Annotated in this window: 17 protein-coding genes and 1 pseudogene; 6 read left to right on the forward strand and 12 right to left on the reverse strand. The window is 52.8% G+C overall.

Annotated features, from left to right (window positions below; all coding sequences use genetic code 11):
• Positions 1 to 645: 645 nt before the first annotated feature.
• The 3 genes from Q31b_RS23210 to amrS all read right to left on the reverse strand — a co-directional run bounded on the left by Q31b_RS23210 (position 646) and on the right by amrS (position 6,040).
• Positions 646 to 2,463, reverse strand: a complete 1,818-nt coding sequence (locus Q31b_RS23210) for a glycoside hydrolase family 97 protein (RefSeq protein ID WP_390622349.1) — start codon at positions 2,461 to 2,463, stop codon at positions 646 to 648.
• Positions 2,464 to 2,888: 425 nt separating this feature from the next.
• Positions 2,889 to 4,889 carry an AmmeMemoRadiSam system protein B gene (gene amrB, locus Q31b_RS23215; RefSeq protein WP_146602044.1) on the reverse strand — a complete coding sequence of 667 codons (2,001 nt, stop codon included), beginning with the start codon at positions 4,887 to 4,889 and terminating at the stop codon, positions 2,889 to 2,891.
• Positions 4,826 to 6,040: an AmmeMemoRadiSam system radical SAM enzyme gene (gene amrS, locus Q31b_RS23220; RefSeq protein ID WP_146602045.1), complete on the reverse strand. Its 1,215-nt coding sequence runs from the start codon at positions 6,038 to 6,040 to the stop codon at positions 4,826 to 4,828. Before amrS ends, amrB begins: the two co-directional genes overlap by 64 nt.
• 1,002 nt (positions 6,041 to 7,042) lie before the next feature.
• On the opposite strand from amrS, the gene Q31b_RS23225 reads away from it, so the two are divergent.
• The 3 genes from Q31b_RS23225 to Q31b_RS28610 all read left to right on the forward strand — a co-directional run bounded on the left by Q31b_RS23225 (position 7,043) and on the right by Q31b_RS28610 (position 8,816).
• A complete protein-coding gene (locus Q31b_RS23225) occupies positions 7,043 to 8,074 on the forward strand; it encodes a transporter (RefSeq protein ID WP_231617787.1) in 1,032 nt (343 codons plus the stop codon).
• 39 nt (positions 8,075 to 8,113) lie between these two features.
• Complete coding sequence (locus Q31b_RS28605; RefSeq protein WP_231617788.1) at positions 8,114 to 8,464, forward strand: hypothetical protein; 351 nt, start codon at positions 8,114 to 8,116, stop codon at positions 8,462 to 8,464.
• Between the two features lie 196 nt (positions 8,465 to 8,660).
• On the forward strand, positions 8,661 to 8,816 hold the full coding sequence (locus Q31b_RS28610) for a hypothetical protein (RefSeq protein WP_197172130.1): 156 nt from the start codon (positions 8,661 to 8,663) through the stop codon (positions 8,814 to 8,816).
• Between the two features lie 508 nt (positions 8,817 to 9,324).
• Here Q31b_RS28610 and Q31b_RS23235 read toward each other — a convergent pair.
• The 9 genes from Q31b_RS23235 to Q31b_RS23275 all read right to left on the reverse strand — a co-directional run bounded on the left by Q31b_RS23235 (position 9,325) and on the right by Q31b_RS23275 (position 15,422).
• Positions 9,325 to 9,873 (reverse strand): hypothetical protein, encoded by a 549-nt coding sequence (locus Q31b_RS23235; protein ID WP_146602046.1) that lies wholly within the window; start codon positions 9,871 to 9,873, stop codon positions 9,325 to 9,327.
• Between the two features lie 130 nt (positions 9,874 to 10,003).
• Complete coding sequence (locus Q31b_RS23240; RefSeq protein WP_146602047.1) at positions 10,004 to 10,582, reverse strand: hypothetical protein; 579 nt, start codon at positions 10,580 to 10,582, stop codon at positions 10,004 to 10,006.
• 201 nt (positions 10,583 to 10,783) lie between these two features.
• Complete coding sequence (locus Q31b_RS23245) at positions 10,784 to 11,209, reverse strand: hypothetical protein (RefSeq protein WP_146602048.1); 426 nt, start codon at positions 11,207 to 11,209, stop codon at positions 10,784 to 10,786.
• Positions 11,210 to 11,460: 251 nt separating this feature from the next.
• Positions 11,461 to 11,652 carry a hypothetical protein gene (locus Q31b_RS23250; protein ID WP_146602049.1) on the reverse strand — a complete coding sequence of 64 codons (192 nt, stop codon included), beginning with the start codon at positions 11,650 to 11,652 and terminating at the stop codon, positions 11,461 to 11,463.
• Between the two features lie 210 nt (positions 11,653 to 11,862).
• Positions 11,863 to 12,261, reverse strand: a complete 399-nt coding sequence (locus tag Q31b_RS23255) for a hypothetical protein (RefSeq protein ID WP_146602050.1) — start codon at positions 12,259 to 12,261, stop codon at positions 11,863 to 11,865.
• 72 nt (positions 12,262 to 12,333) lie between these two features.
• Complete coding sequence (locus Q31b_RS23260; protein WP_146602051.1) at positions 12,334 to 13,044, reverse strand: hypothetical protein; 711 nt, start codon at positions 13,042 to 13,044, stop codon at positions 12,334 to 12,336.
• Positions 13,045 to 13,312: 268 nt separating this feature from the next.
• Positions 13,313 to 14,518 (reverse strand): IS91 family transposase, encoded by a 1,206-nt coding sequence (locus Q31b_RS23265; protein ID WP_146602052.1) that lies wholly within the window; start codon positions 14,516 to 14,518, stop codon positions 13,313 to 13,315.
• Between the two features lie 79 nt (positions 14,519 to 14,597).
• Positions 14,598 to 14,900 (reverse strand): hypothetical protein, encoded by a 303-nt coding sequence (locus Q31b_RS23270; RefSeq protein ID WP_146602053.1) that lies wholly within the window; start codon positions 14,898 to 14,900, stop codon positions 14,598 to 14,600.
• Positions 14,901 to 15,038: 138 nt separating this feature from the next.
• Complete coding sequence (locus Q31b_RS23275) at positions 15,039 to 15,422, reverse strand: hypothetical protein (protein WP_146602054.1); 384 nt, start codon at positions 15,420 to 15,422, stop codon at positions 15,039 to 15,041.
• 173 nt (positions 15,423 to 15,595) lie between these two features.
• Here Q31b_RS23275 and Q31b_RS23280 point away from each other — a divergent pair, with 173 nt between their 5' ends.
• From Q31b_RS23280 to Q31b_RS29735, 3 genes and pseudogenes are all read left to right on the forward strand, one after another.
• Positions 15,596 to 15,865, forward strand: coding sequence for a hypothetical protein (locus Q31b_RS23280; RefSeq protein ID WP_146602055.1), 270 nt, complete (start codon positions 15,596 to 15,598; stop codon positions 15,863 to 15,865).
• Positions 15,866 to 16,293: 428 nt separating this feature from the next.
• On the forward strand, positions 16,294 to 16,623 hold the full coding sequence (locus Q31b_RS23285) for a hypothetical protein (protein ID WP_146602056.1): 330 nt from the start codon (positions 16,294 to 16,296) through the stop codon (positions 16,621 to 16,623).
• Positions 16,624 to 17,879: 1,256 nt separating this feature from the next.
• Positions 17,880 to 18,452, forward strand: a pseudogene (locus tag Q31b_RS29735) (site-specific integrase); the annotation flags it as partial.
• Positions 18,453 to 18,696 lie beyond the last annotated feature (244 nt).

Here is an 18,696-nt window from a genome sequence, read left to right on the forward strand (position 1 = left end):
TGGATCTTGTTAAAGATCCTTCCGTATGGGGATCTTTAACAAGATCCACTACCTTAAAGTCAAAATAAGGTGATACCCGCGGCTAGCGCCGTCGGCTCACATCAAAAATTCCTTAAGTACACGCCTACGGAAACGAGTGCTTCAGCAATATTAAAACGTGGTGAGGTAGGCATCCTGCCTGCCAATCCGTAATCGTCGCAAATCGCAGGCTGGAAGCCTACGCCACCAATAGAACGACCCACAATTTAAAGCCGCCGAAGCACTCGTGCGACCTTAATTCGTAGTGGATCTTGTTAAAGATCCTTCCGTATGTGGATCTTTAACAAGATCCACTACCTTAAAGTCAAAATAAGGTGACACGCGCGGCTAGCGCCGTCGGCTCACATCAAAAATTCCTTAAGTACACGCCTACGGAAACGAGTGCTTCAGCAATATTAAAACGTGGTGAGGTAGGCATCCTGCCTGCCAATCCGTAATCGTCGCAAATCGCAGGCTGGAAGCCTACGCCACGAATAGAACGACCCCCAATTAAAAGCCGCCGAAGCACTCGTGCGACCTTAATTCGTAGTGGATCTTGTTAAAGATCCTTCCGTATGGGGATCTTTAACAAGATCCACTACCTTAAAGTCAAAATAAGGTGCAGGCCTAATCAGATGAAGCTGGGGAAATCCACATCGCATGTCCGCTTCCGGAACTCATGGTTGCCGTTAGGGAGTCACCCGACGTGACATCTCGCGATTCAATGATGACGTTCTTCTTGCTTTTTGGATCCTCGGCATAGATCTTTGCCGTGAACGTTCCTTGGCCGAGGAAATGCAGCGGGATGTCAAGGCTGCGAGCTTCATTGACAATCGTTCCTACAAACCAACTGTCTCCTTTCCTTCGGGCGACCGTCATGTAGCTTCCAATGGATCCATCGATCACTTTTGAGTCATCCCAGGTCGTTGGCATCTCTTTCCAAAACTCCAGCTCGGGGAAGGACTTTCCGGCATATTGATCGACTTGGTCGTACCAATGCAGATATTGCAGCGGGCTATAGAATATGACACCCAACGCCAACTGGAACGAGCGACTGACGACCCGACCATTTAGGTAGCAGGGTGTGTAATCGCCTGCTCCCCCGATCATCCTGGCGAACGACGTTGTCAGAACATTCTGCGGCGGGTTCCCTTTGTCGGCCCGTTCCTCGTTGCCTAGAATTCCCTCGACCGTCAGCAGATGAGGGTACGTTCTTTCAATCCCGGTGAGGCGGAAGTTGTCGTGGATGTCAACGACGAGCTGATATTCAGCCGCTTTCTTAATGGCTGAAAACAGGAATTCCATGTCCGCTTGGCTTTGCCAATCGACAAACCCCATCTTGACGCCCCGGATGCCCCATTTTTGGTAGGTGCGAAACGTTTTGTCGAGATCATATCGGGACATGGCAATCTTGTTGATATAGCAAATCAGACCAATGTCATGGTCATCCGCGTAGCGAATCACCTCCTTCATGTCGATGTCGTCGATGACGGTCAGTGGGTCGGATTTTGCATCCCGTTCAGGCCCATACCAGCCGGCGTCATAATGCACGTATTGATAGTTATTGGCAGCGGCGTAATCGATGATCGCCTTGGCTGCACGGGTCGTGGTGTTGCTTCGCCATACCTTTCCAGGTTTGATCCAGGAGGTGTCACTCAATGCGCAGGGGGCCGAGAGATTCTGAAGTAGGTAGTGGTTTTCTACCAAGTTTCCGGGTTTATCGGCGACCATGATGACTCGCCATGGAGTCGACAATGGACTCGCACCCGAAACGGTCCCTTCTCGGAACCGTGTCACGAGGCGATTTTTGCCGGATCGATTGAGCATCATGGGTGCGTAATGCTCGAGACTTCCCGCTTCCGCAATCGCGACAAAATGCGAGTCGCACTCGACAAGTAGCGGTCGTATGGCATGGTTGCCCATCTCAGAAATTCGCACTTTAGAATACTTCGCTTGTGGGTAATCATCCCAATAGACAAAGTGATCGTCCGTAAATTGGAACTCGCTGTTTTCCGATTGGATCACGAAATCCGCTAATTCCGCCTGCTCAGGAATCGTGTAGCGAAACGCCACGCCCTCGTCGTATGCTCTAAACGTGAGATCCAGTCTACGCTGCTCTCCGCTTGCCTCTCGCAGCTCAATGACGTTTTCGTTGTATGTATCCGGATAGGATTTCTTGGAACCAGCAACAGGAACCCAACTGCCGCTCTTAGCGTCGGCTCGTGTTGCGTCGACCACAAATTCATCGCTGAAGGGAGCGTCTGCGATGCGCAACGCCAGACGTGAACGATCGAGAATGACCGTGTCCTGATAAGAGACGCTGTAGTGCGGAATCCCTTCCAACAGGGAGAAACGAATCGAGTGGTTTCGTGAGGGTGAAGTAACGGTGAACTCCACCGCGGACACGGTCTTGGTTGCTAGGCTCCAGGACAATAGGCATAGCATCAGATAGGCAAGCGGATTCGCGTTCAAGTTCATTGGTTGGGTGCTCTCTTCAAATTGTCAAGAATGTGTTTCGTGATGATATTCGTTTACGCTAGCAGCGAATGGGATTGGATGCCATCCGACAACCGGTCACAAGGGTGTTGTCGTGGATCTTGTTAAAGATCCCATGCTTTCAATGGTGTTGTAGTGGATCTTGTTAAAGATCCCATGCTTTCAAGGGTGTTGTAGTGGAGCTTGTTAAAGATCCCATGCTCTCAAGGGTGTTGTAGTGGATCTTGTTAAAGATCCCATGCTCTAAGGATCTTTAACAAGATCCACTACGAGGTTTGGTGGTCGTGGCAGGTTTTCGAGCTCGACCCCAGACGGTGGACCACGCTCTGGCGAACGCGGCTGCGTTTGCCGTGTGCATCATTGTTCAAAATGCTCTAGAACCGTACGCCGGCGTAGCCGACCACGCGTGATCGATCTCCCGAAACGTCGGCGGACGTGCCGTAGGCGATCTGTTGATAGTCGACTTGCTTGCCAAGCTCCTTCAGCGTCAGTAGCACCAGGGCCGCGGGAATCTGGCCACACATGCTGATATCCTCCTCGGCGCAGATCGATAACAATCCCGCTGGGTCGTTCGCTCGAAGCATATCCAAGGCAAGTTTGTCTCGGCGTCTGGTTTCGTCTTCCTCTGCAAAATGATTCATGTCGCTACTGATCACCAAAAGGGGTGGCTTTTCCAGTCCACGCAACCAATTGGCTAGCGCCCTTGCCGCCTCCGCCAGTTCATCAATGCTGCCGCCCTGCATGGCGACGGAAACCACTTTGGTTTTGGCATTCAATCGATAGAGAATCGGGAACTGAACTTCGCTGCCATGCTCTCGACGGTGGGCGGCAGCATCCAATTGCATGCCTGGCACGGCATTGGCCAACTGTTGTGCCAATACAGCATCCCCTGGCAAACCAGCCGTTGGCGAAATTTGAAAAAAGTCATGTGGCGCAACGGCCCAATCAACTCCATCACGAGTGTGCTTGGGGCCAATGATCAAGACGGTTTCGGGCAACTCAATACGACGCCAAACATCGGCCGCGATCCGACCTGAAAAACGAAGCCCTGCATGTGGAACCATGGCTGCCGCGACCGTCTGCTTTTCGATCTCTGGCAAGCCCTTGAAACACTCATCAACGATCTGCTCCCGCTCCACGTCCTTGGCGGGGTAAAAGGTTCCCGCGACGGCTGGCGGTCGCGTGGTGATTTGCGATTGTGCTTGAGGACCAATCGACACGGTCAGTTCCCCGACTGACGCATCACATACGACGGAATAGACCTCGGTATTACCCGAGCGGAATGGCTGCTGCCGGAGTGCCTGCTCAAGCAACTGCTGCGAGTCCGCTCGGCGATCATACGCCAGTGCAACCCGTTTTGCGTCGCGGACCACGATCGCACGGCGCTGGCAATCCATACCCCGCAAATCAGCATCTGAGTCCAGACCATGGTGAATCGCCGATGAAAGAACCGCCACTCGAACATCCCAATCGCCTGCCGGGCCATATCCCGCAAGTGACTTTGCGGCTGTTTGGGTGAATTCAAACAGTTTGGATTGCAGTGGCATCCCATCTCGAAAGACGAGCTGTAGCCAGCTATGGGGCAGATTCTCGTTGTGGCATTTGATCTGTAGTACCACGCCGAGCACCTCTATATCCACCACATTCATTGCGTAATAGGATGGGGTGGCGCCCGTCTGAATTGCATCGAGGTTGTAGCGAATCCACTGCACCAATTGACTCAGGTCAGTCTCATCAACCACGCTCGCCTCTTGTTGATCCAAGGCCGTATCGACAGCAAGGGGACCTCCAAAATCGATTCCATCAAAGAGTTCCACCGTAGCCTGATCGCTCCGCCATGCACCCGGTGGTAGTCCCGCTTTGCGACACACCGCGTCTAGGAACTGACGTGACGTCCAACCTCTTTCTCGAGCTACCGACGGCAATAACAAACCGGCATGATGGCCCATCCGAATTCGCAAGCCATGCTTGCCGACTTGCACAGCATCAATCCGTTCATCACCTTTGACGCCAATCGGACGTGGTTCGCCAAGCAACGACACGGTGAGGTCCAAGTAGGGCAACTCCGCCTCGGCGATGGGAGCCATTCGCGGGTCCTCTTTAGCGGTGCGTTGTGCGCTGTGGGCGAGCGCCTGTCCCAACGGCATCGGCTGGCCCTGCACTCCGCAACAGCCGCGTAGCGTGTCGCCGCGTTTCAATGTCACATAAACCCCTGCAACACGTCGAGACGCTAGATCACCTAACAAAGTGTCAGCGTTAACCGACGTGTTCCTGACTGCGGCGGACACCAATTGGCTAGCCACCTGGTGAATCATATTCCGGGCTTGTTGGTCAAAACCATCGTCGCTTGTCTGGTCACTCGTAGCAGTCGACATCGGAGTCTCCTTGATGGTGGCAACGGGGTTCTTTGAGGGGCAGAAATCCGAATTGGTTGGCGGCGTCGTCCCCAATTCCCTGGCTCGGATTCAAACACGCCGGCAATCACATGCTGACAATATCCACATCGATTCTCATTCATTTCGTACCGATCCAGCTGATGCCAATCTCGCTCGATCAGTAACTTGCCACAGTTTGGGCAGAACGTACTTTGCCGGCGGAGGTCATGGATATTGCCGACGTAGACGTAGCGTAAACCGGCTTTGCGGGCCAGGTCGTAAGCCTCGATCAAGCTCTCGTGAGATGTGCGAGGCCGGTCGGTCATACGAAAATCGGGATGGAATGCCGTGAAGTGTACTGGGACGTCCGACCCAACGGTTTCTAAAATCCAATCACACATTTGCTGCAGTTCCGTGTGATGATCGTTGGAATCGGGGATCACAAGGTTGGTCAATTCGACCCACACATCGGTCTCGTTACAGACGTAGCGAATCGTATCCAACACAGGCTGTAGGTGCGATCCTGTGACGCGATGGTAGAATTCTTCGTTAAAGGATTTCAGATCGATATTGGCCGCATCCATGGCATCGAAGAACTCTTCGCGAGCCTGTGGGCTGATGTATCCCGCCGTTACCGCTACGGATTGGATGCCAACCGCCCGACATGCTGCTGCGGTATCGATCGCGTACTCAGCCCAGATGACGGGATCGTTGTAGGTATAGGCAACGCTACGACATCCCCACTGCATGGCAGCCTGGGCGATCGCCTCGGGCGTGGCCGGATCACTGAGCCTGGCAACTTCACGACTCTTGGAAATGTCCCAGTTCTGACAGAACTTACAGCCCAGGTTACAACCAGCCGTTCCAAAACTAAGCACCGCCGTGCCAGGCAGAAAATGATTCAGCGGTTTCTTCTCGATCGGGTCGATACAAAAACCAGTGCTGCGCCCATACGTGTCGAGGACCATTCGGCCATCATGGTTGGTGCGGACGAAACAGAATCCACGGTCTCCTGGTTTCAACCGACAGGCCCGCGGACATAGCTCGCAAAGAATGCGACCGTCGTCTTGCGGGGTCCACCACCGTCCTAAGGCTTCGCCAGCAGGATTGAACTCAGTGGTGGGCAAATTGGTGGACAAGTTGGCGGACATGGCGGTGACCAGACTTGTAGTTGAAACAGGAAATATCCTCTCTCTCTATTTTAGCATCATCGACGGCCTCCGTGGATGCCGGCTACAAATGTTATTGCTGCGTTCTTTGCGTTGGTCGTAAGCTCGGAGGCGTGCCCCACGTTTCGGCAGCAAGACCGATCACCAATGCGCTGCCAAAGCACGAGCCCGACTCATTCGCAGAGTGTTTCTCCAAGGATTCACACAAGCGCTTTCGCTCTAACGAACTACTCAAGTGACGGCGAATCTCATGAATCATCCAGGCTAGTGCTTTGTCAATCTTTCATTTTCGGGTAGTGGACGAGGTAACGAGTCCTTTTGCATGGACGCGTCGCCCCGTTCACTACCAAAAGTAACTGAATCGACTCACGTTGATCGCTACGCCGATGCGGACTTGCGTTGGATCGCTCATCGGCGCGCCATGCCGCTTCCGCGCTGGTTGTACGATCGCTTGCTCCACACAAAGCATTGTTTTCGTAGCTGGCGGCCTGCTGATTTAATCGTTTAACGCTTAGCCGAAGGCGTCAGCTTTTCCATAAGCGGTCGCCTATGGCTTGGCGTTAAACAATAAGTCGAGTCAAACCGACTAAATCAGCAGGCCGCTGGCGCGGAGCGACCTTCATCTGTCATTTTTCCAATCAAGCGTTTTTCCGTTTCCATTCGATGACGATCAATGGAACTAGCCAAAAACGACTAGCGACGAGTTTTCTTCCCTGATCGAATGACTCGTCGGCATCGCCATCATTGGCGTCCTCGTTCGACTGGGCTTCGGTAGGCACCGAGGTGCACTTTACCGATTAAACCAGATCGGATGATTGGATCGGCTCGTTGGTAAGCTGGGAAGAAAATCATCGTTATGAGTACAGGCCGGAGAAAACGGACCGTGATTCCCGCCGTTTCGTGCCTGTTCAAAATGGGGGTGTGTCGATAGCTAGAATGTGAGGAGCGGTACTCGGTCAACGATTTAAACGGACGGATTCTACAATGAAGTTTCGGATGCCTTTGGCAATGGTGGCGCTGACGGCGCTATCGCTCTCTTTACCCATCCAAGCCGACGACGATTTACGGTCGCGGGCTGACAAGCATGCTCCAGCCTCCCTGATGGGTGACCATCTCCATAAGCCTGGCGAGTGGATGGTGGAATACAAGTACATGAACATGTTCATGGACGGCAATCGCGCCGGTTCCCAAAGCCTTAGCGACGAGGATGCGCTCGGTTTTGGTGATGGCTTTTTCGCGACGCCGACGAATATGACGATGGAAATGCACATGTTGCATGTGATGTATGGCTACACCGAAGACGTAACGCTTTACACGATGCTGATGTTGCCCAGCATTACGATGGATCACCTGCGGGGGCCAACATTTCCGGCGGCGGCGCTCCGTGGGTTACCATTCACCGTGCACAACAGCGGCCTTGGGGATACGGGCATCGGAGCTCTGGTGCGTCTCTACTCGGATGAAGATGATGACCTGATCTTGAATCTCGGTGCGTCTTTACCGACAGGTGATATCTACAGAACCACGTCCATTCCGACGAACGGTCATTCTGACCAAACGCTCCCGTATCCGATGCGACTTGGCTCGGGTACGTTCAACGCTCGCCCTGGCATTACTTGGAAACGCTACTACGAATTCGGATCGTTCGGTGCCCAGTTCCAAACCGACCTACCGATTGGCCGGAACTACCGCGGTTACTCGGTCAGCGACGATTACAGGCTGAACGCTTGGTACAGCCAGCTTATCACCAACAACTTGTCGACCAGTATACGGATCCAGAATCTCTGGCGCAGCAATTTTGACGGCGTTGATCTTGAGACGCCTGACGCAGTGATCAGCACCAACGTCGAAGACTTTCGCGGTGGCTACTCATTGAACCTCGGACTTGGAGCTGCCGCTCTGCTGGGTGAAAATCTGCTAAACGTTGAGTTCGTTCCTACGTTGTACCAGGACCTAAACGGTGTCCAACTGGAAACCGATTGGTCGCTGGCCGCAAGTTGGTCCAAGAGCCTTTAAAGGGACCTCTTGCGAAGAATTCGTGAAATCATCGAAAAGGTGAATGATCTTTTCAGAGGGGATTTAACGGATAATGACAAGCTTGCGTACGTGAACAACGTGATCCAAGCCGATGCCGACATGGTTGCAGCACCCACCCATTGGGCTGCAACGTGCACCGATGGAGGGTGCGATTCAGGTACGCGAATCGGAAGGACGCTTCAAAAGCGATTCTATTTCGGATACTTCGACTTGTCAGGGTCGATGCGGGGAGTATGCGCCGAAGCGGGCGACACGGACAAGAACGCATCCACAAAAAGGCCCGCGTTTCTTATAGGAAAAACGAGCAAATGCGGAGCCATGCGAAAAGTAGGGGTGGCAGGACTCGAACCCGCGACAAAGGGATTATGAGTCACACAGAAACCATCGAAAACACCGGGAAAAACGACACTTCCGAGGGTGTTGTATCTCTGGTGTATCCCAGAAACAAAGATGAAGTTGAATTACTAGTTTTGTTTCAGTCAATGCATGGGGCCGCACGTGATGAAGTATTGGCACTCGCAAGGCGGCTAGAATCACGCATAGCTTCCGAAGAGCAAACAAACGCATGATTTGCCGTTCTCGATCGCGAGGCCGTCAAACGCGAGTGTGGGGCGTTGTCGATTGTTCACAGGTCAAGTTCGGTTCATTGATCACGAAGACGCTGCCAATGGCAAAGGGAGTGCAGGCAATCGGATGTGTTCAATTGGAAACAGCGAACTAGATCCGCTCGTCGGTACTTGCATGACTAACTGTCTTGCTCGTTCTGCAACTGACGAAGAAAAACTTTTCGTCACATTTCATAACTCACTGAGCCAGTGCGGTGGACAGCTCATTGCACCATTGTCGCCAGCTCAGTGCATTATCGATTTTGGTCTTGCTGCAATGCCGCCACCTCGCTAACTCATCATGGCCCTGGTGTCTGTTTTCGATCCTGGTGCAGCATGACTGCGGGCCGATGACAACCTAGGACCTGCGAGCACAAAAGGTGACAGGGGGAGAGGCACAGCGACCGCGCGACCGTGGCAACATGAATGGCCTTCCGTCGTACACTTGAAAGAAGCGATGGAACCAAAACGTCATTCTGGTTTTTTGACCCGCGACCCCAGGTCAGCCTCAAGACGGTACCTAGTTATTTAGCAATCGTACCGTTTGCAATCTTCTCACAGATGACGCTATGTGCATCGGCTCGCTTGCCGCTAGGGCGCTTGACAAGCAAGCGTAAAGCGAATTCATGGTTCCGCACGATCTTGGGCGTGTGGACGACGCAGCGAGAAATAGTCGGTCACTATTGCATTGTCGCGAGTTAACGCAATCGACTCAAGTGTGGCCGCATGCCGCGCATCGATTGACACGTCGATTTGGAAATCTATAGCAGATGGGCGTTTGCGGATACTCTCGGCTAGTTGGTCAGGACGCAAAGGCATGTAGGTGACAGTCTCGTCGTCATCACGCAAACTGAGGCCGTCGATCAGGACAGATGACGCCAGGAACAGTACGACCAGTTCGTTCGTGTCAGGGCGGACCCACGAAGCCACAACGGCCGGACGCTGTAGTGATTCAGGCGTTGATTTCGCGATAGCATGCAACACCTCGCTATGAAAGCCGAAGCGGTGCACCTCGGGATATGCACCGATTGCATGAAAGTCGAAAGAGTTGTCGATTCGTTCCGCCGTTGTAAACGGGCGATTCACGTATTGGTACGCTGCGATTGTCAGCGCAGAGAGAACCACAAAAAAAAGCAACTTCCTCAGTGAAAATCGAATCAGCGTCAACTTCATATTGCGGAACGTTTGGGTTAACCGCGTCGGCCGGATTAACGCTGACCACAGAGCAAACGCTCGTGGCCGACTGCGGTTGATCGTTTGGTTCGGCCATACACCAACGTTATTGAATGACTACATTGAATGACTACTCCGGAAAGGCCATGCAGATGACCTTCCACTCGTCCCCGTGGCGTCCCAACATTGCGAACATAGGGAACGCAAATGCGTTCGCAGTGAGTGTTTTTTCCAACCACGTTCTTTGTGCGGCCGCGTTAGCGAAGTGCTCAGAATCATCTGGTAGATCGGCTAGAAACTTCAACGCACCCTTAAGCCGCTCGGCTTCCTTTTCTCGCAATGGACGGGACGCGACAAACGACGCGAACGCCACAGTACGGTTTGAAGCTAATGTCTTCACTTCCGTCGACGATACCTTCAGCCCCACCATGTCCAAATTACCTTTTGGCGGGAACAAGGAGGTTTCGTCAGCGGTGTCGACGATCTCGATTCTAGCCTGCCGTTTTCCTTTCAAGGTTGCCGCGTCGATACCAACAAAATGATCCCCAAGCACGGCTCGCAGTTGGTCGGCGTTCCGATTCGAAATTGCATCGAAGTAGGCGTTGAGGACATTCTCAATCTCCCCGCCGGTGACATCTGTTTCTTCGGCAAATGTAAAACTCGAAACAGAAAAGAACACCAACGCGAAACAGTGGCGGATAATCGACATTTTAGGTCTCTCCGTTTTGTAAGTGAGCATTTGATAGTGACCGACTCTTGTGGCCGAACGTTGGACATCAGCGGGGACGAGCGAACGAGCAACCATTGCCCAATCGCGTGTTCGAGTCCTCCGTTGCATGTCATGGTTCGTCGATTTTCGGCAGCGAGACCACGCTTCCTATTGGCGACGACCTTGCTCAGTCTATCACTTTCAAACAGGACGCACCAAATACGCCATTGTTAGCGCCCCGCCGAAAATGATCGTGGCCAAGATCGCAACCACGGGATTTGCCGCCAGCGCGAGTAGCGTGACGAATCCGTACGGCAGCATAAGTGCGACTAGCAATGATCCAAACAAGATTCGCTTCAGGGCTACCAAGTATGCCGTGTACCACGACAGCAGTCCGGCTACGGCACCGATTGCCGCATACAAACGCAGATAGAAAGTGAAGTCGATTGGCGGAATCGGAGAGATGCTGTGCATCAAGAGAATGAAGCCGATTCCAAACAGTGTCGAAGCGAAGATCCAGGCGATTGCAAATGCGGGTCGATTAATCAAACGACGCAGCCCGACGGCGTGATCGTCATCCGAAATCGAGTCTTCGCTGGGCGCCAAAGGAGAATCGTATGGGTTCAAACGCGTGCAACTCAATTCGACGAACGCTACGCATCAGCGGGGTCGGGCGAGACACTTGCAAGCATATCAAAACGCGTGCCACCCGTCCTCCGTTGCATGCGATGGTTGAACAGAGGACTTGAGCTTCGGCTACGTTCGTACCTCACTCCGCGAAGTCAAATCCTTATTGGTTATCTGGCGATTTTTTGTATCGGAGTGCTTGTTGTGGTTGCAACTATGGGACAAGCGATGGGTTCCTCTCGTTCACGAAGTTATTCTCCACCCTTGTCTGATGCAGTATTTTGGAACCTGCCAGCGGAACCAAATACGATGCCCAATGAGACGCCAAGTGCCAGCCAAATTGCCAGGTTACCCGTCGCAACACCGATAGCCGTCCCGATTGAGATTCCAAGGGCGATGCCCGCACCTTGTGCACCGATCGATCTGTTCTTTTTGGTCTTCATCGCCGCTCCATTCCCTTTTTGGTTAGTCCCAGAAAATTGCAACAGTTTGCTGCGATCTGAACGTTCAGTGTTCGTCGGTTACCATCAAATATTGGCAAGATAATGACAGCGTTTCGGTTAAGCCAGATAACGCCGGAATTCACGGGGTCGGGCTGTGAAAAGATTGCATTTCAGAAACGCGTGACGCCCGACTCCCGTGCAATTCCTTGGTTATCGCATTAGTCCAGCTTTGCGGTATTCTTCCGTCAGCTTCAAGAGCTCCGCTTTTCCATTGACACAACAAGCCGTCTCGTAGGTGTTTCCAGAGGCGCCGCTCGGTATCTCTTTTAAGTGCAGCACTCGTAAATACTGGAAAACGTCAAAGGTCACCGGATCGACATTCTGCAGTGCAGACGCAGGCAATGAAATTGCTTTCACATGCCCGCTTTTGGGTCCAAGTCCGCGATGGTATTCAATCTTTCCCCCATGCCGTGCAATCGTTTCCACGAGGGTAGCGTTGGGCTCTCGCTGTGCGTTTCGCAACGAAACACATCCCGCAAGACAAAACGCGATGCAACTAACGACAACGATGACGCCGCGATTGGTCATGACTGATACAGTAGGGTTCATGTCATCCTTCATAAGTGCGATAACGGCGGCCGTCACCGGGACGGCGGGAAAAGTTGTCCATTATAAAAAACGCTAGTTCGCCGTCTCCGGTGCACGGAATGGTTCCGCTTCTCCGATTGGTGGTGCAATGCGACTGTTAGGCTTTTGATCAATGGAAACGATTAAATATATCTTCTTGCTGATCGGTGGTACCTCGTGATCGAAAAGTCTCGCGTTGTGTTCCACCGGTTCAGTTTTAATTGCCACCGGAACCGCATTATTCAGATCCAGTTTTTCGTCTGCCCTCACTACGACTAAATCAGTCGTTTTCGAATCGGGTGACAAATTTGGCACGAATGAATGGGCATAAGTCAACACAATCTGAACCGACTGCTCATTTGCTTTTGCGGACAACTGGATAGCAGAGCCAATCCAATGATGATGTTTGGCCAACGCTGCGTCGGTGGATTGAAAACGGTGCTCCGACTTTGATGGCCGCAGAAGTTCAATCGGTATTGACTGAGCCAGCATTGTATTGTGTCCATCCTGCACCGTCAGTGAAAACTGTTGAACTATTTCACCTTTTCCATCGGCCGTATATTTCCAGAAGTTCGCAGCAATCTCCTCCAACGTATCTGGACCGTCATCTGTCAACACGAATTCTGTTATCTGAACGACGTGCTCAACGATGCCGGAATCGCTCGACTTGACGTCTTGAGCCAGAAGCTGATCGCAGTATGAAACCAAAAAAGTAATCAGGAGTAATGAGCGATACATGCATGGTCCTTTTTCAATGCGGAACAATTTAGTTCACCCCTACTCGGCAGCTGGAGTTTGACTTCCAAAACGGTTCACGCCGAGTCGCGGGTGCAACGATTTGTTGAACTGGTGGAGGGCCGTTTGCCTCCGTTGCCACGCTAGTGTAGAGGATCGCTTAGGGGATTACCAGGATCGACGCCCGTTGTGCGAGCGAGAATTTGCCGACCCGAAGTAAACCAAGAGAGCCTCGGCGCGCACTCTGAGCCCAATTGAACAGTCGCTTGTTTTCCCTTGGTCATCCATTGGCAATACTTCATGCAACGCCTCTTTTCTGCTCTAACAAACGGATGACCCGAAGAGGCGGCGGACGGCCTGGCTCAAAATGACCATGCGAGACTAACTCCGCGCCACAGGTCGGACATTTGCCTGCATCCTCGCGGCCGATTGACTCCAGGAATTTCTCGACACTCAAGATCGCGACCTCCGTCTCCGGTCGCTCGAGCCCGAGTGCCTTCCCGAGTGCCTCGTGCGCCTCGTCAAGACGACTGTGTTGATTGCCACAGTAAAGCCCATAACCTCGCACCGCTTGAAAACGACGCGGAGGAACATGCTCGAGTAACCGGGCAATGAAGTCATCCACCGCGAGACTCGTTACGCTCTGACGATTGCGATCACTGCCGCTCTGGGTCGGCGCTCGATAACGAAAGTAAACTCGACCCTCTCGTTCGCACAACAAGCGACGATTACCTATCGGGCCCCCCTTGAGGTAGTTCGCCAAGTACGTGGCCACGCCTTCGCCATGATCATAACGATCGAGAATCTTGACGTTCCAAACGGTCCGGCCAAGCTTGTTGAGCAGACCCCGCAACCGAGCTTCGCTCGTGTCCGGAGGAACCACCAATTCACCTCGGTCGAGCTTCTCGAGCAACATCGCCCGAAACTTACCACGAAACTTGATCATCAATACTTTGCGAGGCAACAAGCACGACTTCTTGGGCTCTTTCCAGCAGCCCCAATCGTCCAATCCCCCAGCGCTGACCAAGACGTGCAGGTGGACGTGCTCGGCCAGCGTTTGGCTCCAGGTATGCAGCGCTGTCAATAGCCCAACGGTCGCGCCCAGGTATTTGGGATCACGTAGCAATTCGATCAGCGTCTGCGAAGCGGCAGCGAATAGCGTGTCAGCAAAGACATCTTTGTTGTATCGCCACAGCGGTAACAGATCGTGTGACGTCGTAAAGATCGTGTGGTAATGAGGGCAAGACAGCAAGCGATGTTTCCAACCCTCCAACCAGCGTACTCGCGCCAAGCAGTTGCACTGCGGACAGCAGCGATGGCGGCAGGAGTTGTACGCGATTTGGTGAAAGTGGCCGTCGGGACAACTGTTGATGTGACCTCCCATCGCTGCGGTTTGGCAATCACGCATTCGCACCGCCGCGCCCAGCATGTCCGAGGAGAGCGGATGCTGTTGGCTAAAGCGGTCAAGGTGCTGCTGCAAAAGTGATTGAATCGTCAGGCCCATAGACTTATCAGAGCATACCAGCGATGTCCAAGCAAGTTTTTTTGCGTTTGATTGGCCATTCCCCCCCGGGTCGGCCCGATCAGCCCGGTTCTGCTCGGCACTGTTTGAGCAGCTGTTCGGCTTTCTCAAGACCAAATTCGTCGACCATCTGGTCCCACATCGGCGACTCGCGGATCTTCTGCTGATAGATTTCGGTCATCCGCTCAAAGACATCGCTGTCGGGCGTGCCAGGGACAACGGCGTGCATGCCTTGTTCGTCCAGCCACAGCGGGACGCCTGAATCCAAAGCAGCGGTCTGCGATCCGACTGGAGGTTTCGGATTGGAAGAAGGCGGACGTCTTCGCTTGCGTTTGTTTCCGCCAGGCTTTTTGCGCCGCGTCATCGCTTAGCTACGTCTCCCCCGATAGGGCCAGTTCAACGCCAACGATAACCGCGTCGGCCAAATTAACGCTGACCACAGAGTAAACGGTCGTGGCCGGCTGCGGTTCATCGGATGGTTCGTCCGTCTATCGTCTTCCAGTTACCGTGTTGTCTTAGCTGAAAGATGATTCTGGCTACGGCGACGCTCCCAAAGTCTTGCTGTGAGCATTGACACGATCAATTGTAGTGCCGCGGATAAAACCATAACAGCAACGACCACATACGCAGCGGAAAGTTCTCGCAAGCTCAAGCACGCACAATAGAACAGTCCAAGCGAAAGTGGAATACCAAGCAAGATGTACGGGAAGCGTTTCGCGGTTTGAATCTCGAGTACGCTTCCGAAATAGGATTGAATCATGCCGAACGAAAACAGCGTGCCACCTAATGAGAATAAAAATCCCGTATGATCCAGATAGAGTCCAAGGCATGTAAGCAAGCAACCTGTCCAAACCACTGCTTGGCTGGTCACAGAGTTCTTGGTCATTGAGGGCATGCGAATCTCTTCATAGGACGAACTACTAAGTTATCCCTTGATAGTTAAGGGATAATAGGGAAATCATACTCTTACACCCCTGTCAGTCAAGTCGTTTGACTAATATCCCGTGACTGGACACAAAGGGGTGCAACCGTTCAGTTGGTGACTGTTTTGGCTGTTTGATGGAATGTGTCGTCATCAGTATCACTCCGTTTGAACGTGAGGTTTTGAGGGATCGACTGGGGGAGAATGATCAGGTTTGGTTCCCACGCTGGCTGAGGCGGTATGCGACGGGCGTCGGCCAGGATTGGCCGAGACCAGCCCTGTCGATCGCTTGGCTTTCCAAGCTCAACCAGCAGCAATCACAAGTCGGTTTCGACGGGCAAAATTGCAACGTCCGTCCGCACTTCGTGCTCTTGGGTGACAGCGGCGTGTCAGCTCCGGCGAGTTAAGTGCAATCATTGTTCCATTTAGCTAATGTTATGACGCGGCCGGTAGGAATGCAACCAAGAACAACCGAGCAGCGTTGCGAAAGGAGAAAAAGCGGATTCATTCGCCTGAAATTTAGATTGAAAATTGAATGGTGCTACTCACTGCTTTCGATAGGATTGACCACGTTTGCGGCGTCCATGACAAAAACTGTCACGCTGACTGCGTCGTATCGAGATCACCACAAAGTTGTCGCGTCCGCAGAGTATGCAGATCCATTTTTTCGATGCCAAACCAACAGCCTGACCTACTGGTAAACGCAACGGTCGCGTGCCTCGTTGCTCCTGAACCTTGTCGCAGAGCAGTATACATGGTCTGCAAACTCGCGATCTCGGAAACAGCGAACCTATACGAACGCCTAAGAACGTCGGCCTAACCATCGGAGCAAAACATGGACTTCTGGGACAATCATTCGTTGCTCTTCGTGCTGGCGATGCTCTACCAGCGTGTAGCGGTCGACCGCAACCAAATTGACGAGTTGGGACTTCACGGGGACTTCAACCCCGCGAAGGAAACAAGTGTCAGGCTTAAAGGCTTTGTTGAACGGACAGGCGGGAAAGAGACGTGGGAACTCGAATCACTGCCTCCTGAGTATCTACGCGATCAAGTACGCGCAGGAATCGAAGCCAATATGGACATGGCCACAGTCCTGACAATGGAATCGATCCCGTTGAATTTGCATATCAAAAATGTCTGGCATCACCGAAGCCCCAATTCGTGATGCATCTTCCCGATGAATCCGGAAGCGTGAAGTTAGCAAAACTGATCGTAGAGTTAGCGCGGGAAGACGGAACGTTTTTCTTAAGTGTTCGAAAACCGTGCGAACTGGTTGGGCTATCACATGCTCAAGTTTCACGATTACTAAAACATTGGCATCGCACAGGGGTGCTCGACATTATGGTGCCTGGGAGGCCAGGCCATCCTGGATCACGCGCTACGCGATATCGGTTAAACCCAAAACGAGTGGTTCCCAATTGAGTGAGCTACTGAATCAGCAGCCTTGTCAATATGCGGACGATCGGACAGGAAACCCCATCAACGCTAATGCGAGTAATGATGGAGCGAGAATCCATCGAACAACAGGCCGGTATCAACAGAAGACTAGCATGATTCTGGCAGCACGTGAGTAAACGAAATGCCCTAAATAGGCAGCGTATGTATACGTACATAAGGTGCGACAAATCGCCGCACGCGGTTTATGCAGAGGTTAATTGAGTTTCGGGGTTGTTTCTGGCGTTCGTGATGAAACAACCCGTAAACGAAGAAATCACGATGACAAAACATGCGTGAAGAACTAGGAAAACTGGTCTTTGGCATGTTGACGACGTAGTATGCAATCGTCGCGGCTAGGCTGATCCCCGAAAACCGGATTACACCACCGGCTGCCGTGGCGTTTCTTTCCTTGGTGTTTTGTAAGGTGTAACAATGGCTCGATTGTTCAAACGCAGCAAAGTTAAGGGTTCTCCTTGGTATGCGTCCTATACGGAACCGCTACCGGGTGGACAGACGAAAAAGAAGACGGTTTCTACTGGCACGCCAGACAAAGCAACCGCGCAGCAGATTCTTGCGAAGCTGCAATCCGATGCCGCTGTTCGTCAACATGGCTTGGTTGATCCGATGGCAGAACGAATTGCCAAAGAGTCGGCAAAGTCGGTAGACGATCACCTGGACGACTTTAAGAACAAGTTGACGACGGCAGGACGAACCGAGAACCATATTTCTCGAACGGCAAACTACATTCTTGAATTTACCGAGCACACTTCCTGCGATTGTGTGGGCGACTTCACAGCGGATAAGGCGGCTAGATGGTGTGCCAAGCTGAAACGTGATGGCATGGCGTCAAGAACGATTGGTGCTCGTTTGACGGCTATCAAGTCTTTCGCAACTTGGTTGTTCAAAGGAGAGAAGTTGGTGCGAGATCCCTTTATGTCGATCGAAAAACCAAACCCTAACGCTGATCGGAAGTACGAACGGCGAATGCTACGTCCCGATGAATGGAGGTGGTTGATGGCAGCAACGGTCGATACCGACGACTTCAACGGCTGCGAGTCGCGTGAACGCCAACTGGTGTATCGGCTGGCGGTTCAGACGGGCTTACGGTCAAACGAGATCCGTAGCCTTGGGCGTGGTCACTTCCACTTGGACGGCAAGACACCGTTTGTCAAAGTCGTGTCGGGTGATACCAAGAACAACAAGGTGGCTCACCAGTACCTCGATGCTGATCTTGCTGCGGATCTTCGCAAGCACCTTGCTACCAAGTTACCGGGTGCATCGGCTTTTGCTTTGCCACCCGATTACGAGATGGCCGAGATGATTCGAGCCGATCTGAAGGCCGCACGTCGCTTGTGGCTGCGGGATACCCGCGACCCCGAGGAACGGGCCAAGCGAATCGAAAGGATGTTTCTAACCCCCAAGAACGAAGCGGGCGACGTGCTCGACTTCCATGCACTTCGTCACACCTGCGGGGCATGGTTGGCGATGCGGGGGGTACAGGCCAAGGTGATTCAATCGGTCATGCGTCATTCGACGATCACCCTGACCCTGGACACCTACGGCCATTTGATCGAGGGAGCCGAGGCGGATGCAATCCAAGCGAATGCCGACATGGTTGCAGCACCCACCCTTTTGGCGGCAACGGGGACGGATTGTGCCATCGGAGCCGAAACCGAAACCGATGCTTGTATCCCATTTGTATCCCGCGAGGATGCTTTGCCTTGCGTGGACGTTGCGGGAGTTTGCGACGAAGCGGACGGAAACAAGCCGCAGGGACAAAAGAAAAACGCCCGAGTTTCCT

Source organism: Novipirellula aureliae (assembly GCF_007860185.1).
Classification (GTDB): Bacteria; Planctomycetota; Planctomycetia; order Pirellulales; family Pirellulaceae; genus Novipirellula_A; species Novipirellula_A aureliae.